Origin of the sequence: Tenacibaculum sp. TC6 (assembly GCF_050606265.1) — a bacterium.
In the GTDB taxonomy this organism is placed as follows: Bacteria; Bacteroidota; Bacteroidia; order Flavobacteriales; family Flavobacteriaceae; genus Polaribacter.
This window is the reverse complement of sequence record NZ_JBOCUK010000019.1, coordinates 59,479-68,967: the sequence shown is the minus strand read 5'-3', so window position 1 is coordinate 68,967 and position 9,489 is coordinate 59,479. Positions and strand designations below refer to the sequence as shown.

Genomic DNA, 9,489 nt, shown 5'->3' with positions numbered 1-9,489 from the left:
CAAAAAACCAGAGAAGCTAGCCTCTCTGGTTTAAATAATATTTTTTAAATCTGTCAACCTATTTTAGGACGACTCAACGTGATGAATTTTACAGGTTTATAAACTCTTTTATTATGTAAATAATTATATCCTACCTATAATACATTAACATCAAAACAAGTAACTTTCATAGATTTATAATTCCTTCTTATCTTATAACTACTAATTACTTCCAAGCACCTAAAACAAGTTTCAATTTTGTAGTGCCTTTTGGATAAGCTCCCGGAAATTCTGAAGGAACCTGAGGTTGTACTTGATTGGAATTTCCCACTGGGTTTTCATCGTAAGCAAAACCATAAGCTCTAGCCATAGCATCTCCTCTTGCAGATTGTACACTATTTTTAGGTAATGAAAAAATGTTTATTCCGTTTACTTTGGCTGTATGCATAAAATACGAAAATAAATTTTGCGATTCACCACTAGGATACCAATTGGTTTCTACTCCCCAATTCTTAGTCGTATGACCTTTTGAAGAAGTATCTGTAAATGTTTTAACGGCCACTCCTCTATTTAAAGCCGTACTTATTTGGTTTTCGAGTCCGTTTACCACAATTTGAAGATTTCCATCGTTAGGATACCTAAACGGGCCGTCTGCAAACAGACCAATTCCGGCAAAAGTCATTTGGCCTGAAGAGTAATAATAATTGGTTGGTGCTTTTGCAAACTTATACTGTAGATTTGGAGATGTACATGTTGCCTTTGTATTAACATTTAAAGATACAATTCCTTTACTGGTTGTGTTAATTTTTGTTATTATAGTTTTTCCATCTATAGCACAACCATTAGAACTCACATACATACCTACGGTAAGTCCTGTATCTAAAGGTAATGGTGTTGTAAACGTTAGTACCGAATTACTTATTGAACCCTCAATAGCTTTTCTTGCGGGCGAAGTTGAAGTATTATCTAAGTATGAAACTACTGAGAATCCTACGGGATTAAACACATGTAACGTGGTAGCTCCTACACTTGTAAACTCTAATGCTTCATGTATATTAGACGTTTTCGGAAATGTTTTTAATACTGGTTTTACATCGTAATAAGCTTGGAATTTATTTTCTCCATTCTGCCATATATTCATTTTTAGAGTAGCATCTGCAAACAATTTGTTTAACGCTTCATCAAATACCGTTTCTAAAGCACTTGCATTATTTTCTAAATATAAACCAGGATTTAGTAAGGCCGTTAAATCAGGATTAACTACATAATATAGATTATCATACGCTTTATTAGCCTTAACATTTGCCATAAAAGGTTTGTAAGCATTTGTAACATCTGCTGCAGTTATTCCTTTTGACACCCCTATTCTATCCAGCTCTTCGCCGTTTTTATCTTCAGCAATAATCGACAAGGGAAAGAAAAAGCCATCTACCATTGAAACGTCAATATACAATCCTTGATTTGCTTCAAATGTTGGTTCAATATAGCTGTATGGTGGAAAATCAGTTTGAGGAGGGTTATTAACTTGTAATACAGACGCTCCACTTTCTGAAAAAGGAAACCCTAAATTCCTATTAGTCGTCTTACTGGCATTATCATTATACGTTTTAGAGGTATCAGCTATAAAGAAAAATATTCTGGCTCCCACTATAGGATTTTGATTACTTACTTTTATAGAGGTAATTTCTTTTCCTAATTCGTATGATTCTATATACCCTTTTTTTGAAGTAATGGTTGTAAATTCCCCCTCTAATGTAACAGGGTTTACCGTTAACATTTTTTGTGAGTTTGTTGTATACCCCAAAACATATACTTTGTATTTTTTTGACAATCCTGTTGAATCTTTCAGCGAAATAGAATATGAACCCTTTGGTGCATTGCTTGAATAAATAAACTTTGAATTATTATTGATATTTGAATATACACCTTGCACCTGTACTCGTACCCCAACCTTTCCTGATATATGAGGTGGATTTTTTACTGTAATTATAGTATCATTTACGGTTAGTGGAGGGTTACCTGCTTGATCAAATTTAACATAGGTAGTGCCCGACAAATAGTTTCCTTTAATCGTTATGAATTCATTTCCTTTTACAGAGGATGAATCCGGACTTACTGAAGTAATTTCAGGTAATTTATATTGAAATGTTATAGGTTTTTTAGTACCTTTTACATGCATTGGAATACCATTTACATATAAATTTACTGTTTGAGCTGAACTTACCGCTGGACTTTTTACTATTATTTTAGCATTTGAAACTACTTTTATATTATTATGTGGTATTCCAACTGCTCCAAAAGATATATTTGGTTTGGTTGTAAAACCTGCCCCATCAATAGTTACTACTGTATTACCAGCTAAAGAACCTGAAATTGGGCTTATAGAAGTAATTGTTTGAGCAGGTAATTCATATACCATCATTATCAGCACACTAATTGTAAGTATAGCTTTCTTTATTGTCTTCATATTGTAAATTTTAAAAAATACGGATACTAGGTGTATCAATTTTAATTATCATATGTCTAATTTAAAGACTTATATACTTCTTTTTTCTTGAATTATCATAAGTACAGTAAAAATTAGCAGGAAAGTACCTTTTATATTCATAAAGTGAAATTTATTTCAAACAGAATTTAAAGACTCTCGTTTAAATTCATTACCAAGTTAATGGGTATTTAGCTTCATAATCATTTTTTGTAGCATTATAACCATAGACTCCCCAGTTATGCTCAAAAGTTCCTGCTCCTATGGGTTTTGTATCTTCATCGTACATTTCAAAAATAAAACAAGGTATTTTAACATTAGGATTACGTGGTGTACCCTTACCACTTTTACAATGATTGATTAAGTTTTGATTAAATACTTGTGCATTTGCTTTTGTTGCTGTAGTGTAAGTGGCACTTGGTCCTGTTGGCCATCCGGCTTCACCAATAACAATAGGTAAACTTCCGTAACCATTATTTCCCAACGCTACAAACAGAGCATCGTACATGGCATCAAAAATATTTTTGTAGGTATAAGTCCCATCATAAACCCAATCTCCTGGATTGTTATTAGCGGTAAACAAACAATAGTCTAAAGAAATAGTAGGTTGACTATTTTGAGTGATAAACGGGTATACATTTATCATAAATACTGAATTATCTGCCTTTAAAATAGCGCAAACATCTAAGATTGTATTTTTCAAACTACCATTAAAAGCTCCTGATGAGGGCGGATACGAATTTCCCATGATGGCATAGTTAAAAGGAACAGTTACTTTAGTAATAAGTCCTTTTGTTGCAATGGCACTCTTAATATTTGTTAAGGCATTTACCAAATAGGGCTTATAAGCATTATTCCACCAACTTCCTAAAGGTTCATTTCCTACACATATCATTGGAATGTTAGCTGAGTAATCTGACAATACTTTTACAATAGCATTTATCGTAGTTGCATCATTATTAGCACACGCTTGTAAATCTCCATTGGGTATATCTACCAAAACTTGTAAGCCTTCCTTAGCAAAAGCACTAATACAATCTGTCTGATTATACGTAAACATTTTTACTGTTTTAACACCTGTTGTTTTTATTTGCGTTGCTGCTGTTGTTGCACTTACTTGTTTTCCTGTACTTTGAAAGGTATTGCTAAAGTTAACACCTATGGTTGAGTTAAATAGTGAATGATTCATAATTAGTTTATTTTACATGTATAACTTTTTAATGTTATACAAGTTATTAAAAAACAAAACTGACGCTCAATAACTTACTTTAAACGTACCTAAAAGAGGTAAGGGTGCTAGGTTTGTATTACTAGTTTTTTGAATCAACCTAAAACTTTTAAAATGTTTTTAAAAATCAACACCTCTTTTATAGTCCATATATTCATCATATTCCCATTCATCCATTAGCATTCCATCTACCTCTATCAAATCACCTTCTTCTTCCATGTAAGTATCTTCTTCTGTTATCGGATTCGGCTTATCCAATAAAAATGCTATTCCAGTTGAAGCATTTGCAGGAAACCCTGCTCTAAATCCATAAGTAGACGAATTCATAGAAACAGCAGCAAGAATATGAGGTGCTAACTTTTCCGGAATAGCTTCTCCAAAAATAGTTTGCATTAACGTTAATGTTTTCTTTCGTCTGGGAGGACCGTCATCAGGAACAAAAGGACCTCCTATTTTTTTCACAGGAGTCAACTCTTGTTGTAATTGTTCTTTCCATAACATTTTCTTTATTTCTAATTCTTTTTCTGCTCTTTCTTTACGAAGTAAATATTCTTCTACATTAACGGTATCTCCTATTTCAGCTTCAGGATTTTCTTTTGCTTCTTTAGCCATTTCTAATAAATCGGAAGTCCCTATTGAAGGATACGTTATTTCTGCAAAACTTGGAGATTGTTCCCATCCTCCCGTCTTTGTAAAAATATGCCCTGCACTTGAACTTGCTGTAATATCAAGCCATGCAATATCTAGCTTATTATATTGTAAAATTAAATCAGGTCTTGTACTGCCTCTTGCTCCTTGTTGTATTACTTTGATTCCTGCATTAGGGCTCGGTAAAAGGGGGCCGCTTACCAAACTTTCAATAGCATATCCAAAAGCAGTATGCAACCCTCCGGGATCTTTTCCGGTTGCTCCAAATTCTTTTATTTTACTCACCCATAATTGCGTATATCCATTAAGATTTGCAAATTTCCCCATTGCGGGAGTTTTTATCAGTAATCCCCAAGCCTGTTGTACCGCCGTGTTTAGTTGTTCAGCATAAGCCTCTATATCATTAGCCTCCGAACCTTTATAGTCACTATTAACTATAACTCTTTGTACAATCGTATTATTAATTTGTAACGGATTGGTACTTGTTTTTTTTGTTTTCATCTGCAACGCCTTATTTCCCATTACATCCGCTTCGGTTTCCAACCCTACATTGTCATTAATTTGCGTTCCATTTAATGAAGTTGTTGGTTGTACTCTTCCTTGTTTTTGCTGGACCACATGCCACGCTTCATGAGGCAGGTGTTTTTCTTGTCCGGAGCCTATATGAATATCCGTTCCTTGGGCATAGGCATGGGCATTGAGTTGTGCTGGTTTACCGGAGTTGTAATGTACATTTACATCATCCATAGAAAAACCGGACATCTCTTCAATTCCTGATTTTAATGTGTCAGGCAAGCCCGTGTTGTTTTCCCTTCGATCGGGCTCAGAATCGGCTTTTTTTTGAATGGGTTGTTCTTGTAGCCTTTTTTGAGCAACTGCTTGAAATCGATTATCTTCAAACTGAAAAGAAGACTTACTACTGCTCTGTCTTTGAGAAATAGCATTCGCCACCGATTGGCTTTTATTTTCTGGCGTTTTATCAGCGTGAGTATTCATAATTTATTTTTTAGGTTTTCGTCAGTTTCCTATAACAATTGGACTAAAAAGTGTTTTAATAACTTTTAGGTTTTGTTATAGCCTTCACAAATGCAATTGAGTAAACTATTTAGACAGACAATCTCCCGTATTTTTCTTTCAGTCTATTTAATTCTCTGCTTTCCTGTACACTCAGATATTCAGTGTCATCCGCCCAATCATCCTGATAGCCACTTTCTCGCTCCTCCAGTTTTAATAATTCTAGCTTTGTAAGAAGTTGATAATAAATTTAGAGTTCTTTATTTTCCGAAGTAGCAGCTTCTGATATAGTAATTCCCTTTCCCTTTGAATAACTCCTTGTTTTTGAAGATGAAATGTCTAATTGAGAACCACCACCTGTATGAGATTGTGTTCCAAATTGGTGTTCAGTTACCATATCTGAAATTCCATGTTCATGAAGACCTACACTACTTGGGCTAACCTGAGCTGAACCACTGTTTTTTGCATATTTATTTTTTGAGTTTCCCGTTACTCTTAATCCGCCAGACGGAGTCATAACCCTACTTACCTCAGGATTAACAGGATTAAAACCGTAGGGATTTATTGCATGAATCAAATCAAATACTCCACTTCGAAATGGAAGATTTGTCGCATCAGCTACAATGTATTCAGCAAGTGGATTCTTCTTCTTCCCTTCTGAAGCATCTTCCTCACTGTATTCTAAATTAATTGTACCCGGGTTTAGCATAGGATTTTGTCCGGCACCTAAATTTAGGGAAAGAGGTATTTTTGGTTCTTCATAGTCTGCTATTTCTCCAACATAGGCTCCAGGTCTTCTAGGGCCGGCCCCGAGGCTTTCATCTTGACTTATCCACTTTTCGCCATCCCACTGCCATCTAACCATCTGAATAACATCAGTATTTGATGTTGATTTGAACTGATATATATCTTTGGTTTGTTGACTATTATTTATCATTTTATGCATTGATCTTAACTGTATTGAATAAAGACTATCGTTGGCTAGTTTTTGCAGTTTTTGCTGGGCCATGACCCCAGACCGATTATCCACAAACCCAAAAGCTTGCTTTACATTGTTTTTCTTCTGAACTACTTGCGCTCCTCTTTTAGTTTCTTTTGGTTTGGTTTGTTGGGTGTACATATTTTATTTTTTTAATTCTAGTTACTTGTCCAGTTTTGATCTTCACTTTCAGGAGTTAACCACTCTAAAGAAAGGTTGGTAATAGATTTAGATTTTTCAAGTTGACCTTTGGCGGTCATCTTTTCTAAAACACCCCCTATTGCCATTGGCCCGGTAACCCCGGCTATAAATCCTTCCCCATCTGCCCACGCATCTTTGTCCAAAGAACCGGCATTTTTAGCAACATGATTAATTATAGGGGTTAAAGCCATAGCACCCGGTGCGCTAGCTATAAAATTATTATTGGCCTGATCAGATAAACGCTGAAGATTGGCCGCCCTCTTAACATGAGCCTTGGTAATCGGTATGCCTTCAGGGATGTTTAATAAATTTCTTACTCCTTTTTCGTCTCGAATACCTGGTGCAAGAATGGGGCGTTGTAAATGCGTAGGGGTTTCAAATTCATTAAGATCTGCCTCTCCCGGACCAATATCAACATCAACATAGGCTCCACCAAACCTATTCAGTAACGAAAGGCGTATTAAATCTGCAGCTCCGGCAAGGTTATATTGACGGGCAAGGGCGTACGCCTCTTTAAACCTCGGATCAACAATATCGGTTACATCATACAGTTTAATGCCGGCTTTATTTAAAAGAGGTCTTGTTTTTTCCCATTTTGAAATGGCTTGATCAGACCAAAGAATTACTTGCCAAGGGGTACCTTTTGCCCTTTCTTGCCATTTTAAAATGTTTTGCAACGCTCCTTCACTAATGGGTCTTCCTGACCATATAAAATGGATGACATTTCCTAATTCTTTTTCTTTTTTACCATAAAAATCCCCAAAATCTATATTCGCCGATATATATTCATCCAACCTATTCATAAACTTCATTTTATTGGGTTCTCTGTTAACCAGGCTAGCTGTTATTTCATTGGTAAAAATTGGCTCAATATCTCTGGCACCCAACTCAGCCCATTTTTTAACGGTTTCATAAAAATCAGGAGGCAAATTGCCCTTTTCATCTCTAAAAGGGCCTACATATCTTTGAATTACTTCTTGAGTACTTGTAAAAAACATGCTGGCAATACTTTCAGAGATGGCTAGTTTATCTTCTTCTTCATTTTCCTTATTGGAAACCGATGCTGACAGCTCCGTTCTATAGACCTCTATCTCTAACTCTTTCATAGCATCAGAAAGATTAATATTAGTTTTTTTTGCAATGATTTTAGCCGATCCTAAAAACAACCATCTTTCAAACCCTTTCAATTGGAGTTTATCAGAAATTTCTTCAGTCCTTTTCATAAAAATCTCCTGCTCTTCATCTGACATAAGTTGAATTACCTTACTAAGGTTTCGGTTACCTGCTTTATTACTTAGTTGAATTGATTTCTGTCGATTATCCACCAACTCAATACCTTTCTTATTAGTACTCATTTTCTGAACAATAACATTAGCAACTGCTTCTCTTTTGCTTTCTTTTGTATTGATTTGTTGGGTAAACATCTCTAAGTTCTTTTATTTTTCTTTAGTTGTTGCCGTTTTTTGAAACCTATCTTTAATTTATTACGAAATCACAAAGATTAAAGTCAATTACCTCTGAGCAAGCTCATGAGGTACTCAAAGGAAACCATTTAAAAAAATCAACACCCGTTGGGGCATTTATCTTAATGAATAGAAGATAAATCACTTAAAACTGTTCTTTTTAGTTTTCATCTTTTTTAAATGGTGCTTTAAAATAACTTCCCGATTCGAGCCCTTTTGATTCCTTACTTTTCTCCAATACCTCTTTGTACCATTTACTTATATTTTTTTCAACGTCTCTGTGCATTCCTGTTTTCCAGTTAATCGGATTGTGTACTTGAAGATCAATACCCATGTCAGTCATATCTTGCGGATTGCCTTGTTCTTTATAAGCCCCTGCTACTGAAACGGTAAATTTATTTTTATCAAATTGCTTTGAAAGATAGGCTGCTTGTTGCCCTAACTTATCTACCATCTGTTGATGGTACAAAACACTGACTTTTCCCATTTCATCTGTACAGCCTTTCTTATTATCCTTATTCTTTTTACAGGATGCCCTATTAATTGCTAAAATAGTCCCTCCTTGAAAGGGCATTGCTGCATAATTACATAATTGTTCTATCTGACGATCATCTGGTTCTGCATCAATTTCAAACTGCTTATTTTCATCAAATACATCACATATTTCCATCATATCTTGCATATCCTCCATAGTTTTATCAGTAGCTTGTTTAAAAGCATCACTATAGCCTGCTTTCGTTTCAGAATGAGGAGATTTATATTCTTTGGGAAGGTGAACATCTTCTTCACTTGCATTTTTTCCTTGCATAAAAAAAGATTCTTCGAAAAATTCTTTCGGTTTTTCTAATACTTCCGGCAAATCATCCAAATTATGAATAGATGTATCTCTTTTAACCAAACTAAAATATTCCTCAGCTAAATAATTTTGATTCGTAAACACTCCAGAATAGGTATTACTTCCTGAAAACAACGTATTTGCATCTTCTTTCTGAGGCTCCCTACCAGTAACAGAATTGTATTGGTCTGGTGTTATATGACCTCCTCTGGTAACTAAAGGTCCCAGTGGTCCCTTTTTTTCATGTATTTTTTTTGAAAAGCTATTTTTGAATTTAGGAATTTCACCCTTGTGCTTTTTTTTAACATACGGAGGCGGTTCTCTAAAACTTTGTTGCAACTTTACTTCGTTCTCTGCTTTTTGTGCATCTTCTCTGGTATCAAAGACTTCACCTCTTATTAAGGATGATTTAAATTTACCCGGGTTTCCCCTATCTGGTCTAACTATTCGTTGAAGTACAGGTGAACCGGAAATTAAAGTTTGTAATTGTCTTTGAGCAACTGCTTGTAATCGATTATCCTCCAACTCAATACTTTTCTTTCCAGTACTCATTTTTTGAGTAACAACATTGGCTGCTACTTCTTTTTTGTTTTCTTTTGGGTTGGTTTGTTGAGTAAACATCTCTACGTCTGTTTATTTTTTCTTTAGTTATGGTAA

The 9,489-nt window shown here is 34.9% G+C and carries 6 protein-coding genes; all 6 read right to left on the bottom strand.

The genetic code is table 11. From position 1 onward, the window contains the following. Positions 1-205 precede the first annotated feature (205 nt). Entirely contained in the window at positions 206-2,446 is a 2,241-nt protein-coding gene (locus ACQY1Q_RS11355) for an IPT/TIG domain-containing protein (RefSeq protein ID WP_431005438.1), read from the bottom strand. A gap of 190 nt (positions 2,447-2,636) precedes the next feature. Further along, complete coding sequence (locus tag ACQY1Q_RS11350) at positions 2,637-3,653, bottom strand: glycosyl hydrolase family 17 protein (protein ID WP_431005437.1); 1,017 nt, start codon at positions 3,651-3,653, stop codon at positions 2,637-2,639. A 159-nt stretch (positions 3,654-3,812) separates the two neighbouring features. Next, positions 3,813-5,336 (bottom strand): DUF4157 domain-containing protein, encoded by a 1,524-nt coding sequence (locus tag ACQY1Q_RS11345; protein ID WP_431005436.1) that lies wholly within the window; start codon positions 5,334-5,336, stop codon positions 3,813-3,815. 268 nt (positions 5,337-5,604) lie between these two features. Next, positions 5,605-6,474 (bottom strand): class I SAM-dependent methyltransferase, encoded by an 870-nt coding sequence (locus tag ACQY1Q_RS11340; protein ID WP_431005435.1) that lies wholly within the window; start codon positions 6,472-6,474, stop codon positions 5,605-5,607. Between the two features lie 17 nt (positions 6,475-6,491). Further along, a complete protein-coding gene (locus tag ACQY1Q_RS11335; RefSeq protein ID WP_431005434.1) occupies positions 6,492-7,958 on the bottom strand; it encodes a glycosyltransferase in 1,467 nt (488 codons plus the stop codon). 199 nt (positions 7,959-8,157) lie between these two features. Then, a complete protein-coding gene (locus ACQY1Q_RS11330; protein WP_431005433.1) occupies positions 8,158-9,453 on the bottom strand; it encodes a hypothetical protein in 1,296 nt (431 codons plus the stop codon). Between the last annotated feature and the right edge of the window lie 36 nt (positions 9,454-9,489).

What these genes read in the sequence shown, in the direction of transcription:
- ACQY1Q_RS11355 (WP_431005438.1), bottom strand. Translation starts at nt 2,446, where the DNA reads ATGAAGACAATAAAGAAAGCTATACTTACAATTAGTGTGCTGATAATG.
- ACQY1Q_RS11350 (WP_431005437.1), bottom strand. Translation starts at nt 3,653, where the DNA reads ATGAATCATTCACTATTTAACTCAACCATAGGTGTTAACTTTAGCAAT.
- ACQY1Q_RS11345 (WP_431005436.1), bottom strand. Translation starts at nt 5,336, where the DNA reads ATGAATACTCACGCTGATAAAACGCCAGAAAATAAAAGCCAATCGGTG.
- ACQY1Q_RS11340 (WP_431005435.1), bottom strand. Translation starts at nt 6,474, where the DNA reads ATGTACACCCAACAAACCAAACCAAAAGAAACTAAAAGAGGAGCGCAA.
- ACQY1Q_RS11335 (WP_431005434.1), bottom strand. Translation starts at nt 7,958, where the DNA reads ATGTTTACCCAACAAATCAATACAAAAGAAAGCAAAAGAGAAGCAGTT.
- ACQY1Q_RS11330 (WP_431005433.1), bottom strand. Translation starts at nt 9,453, where the DNA reads ATGTTTACTCAACAAACCAACCCAAAAGAAAACAAAAAAGAAGTAGCA.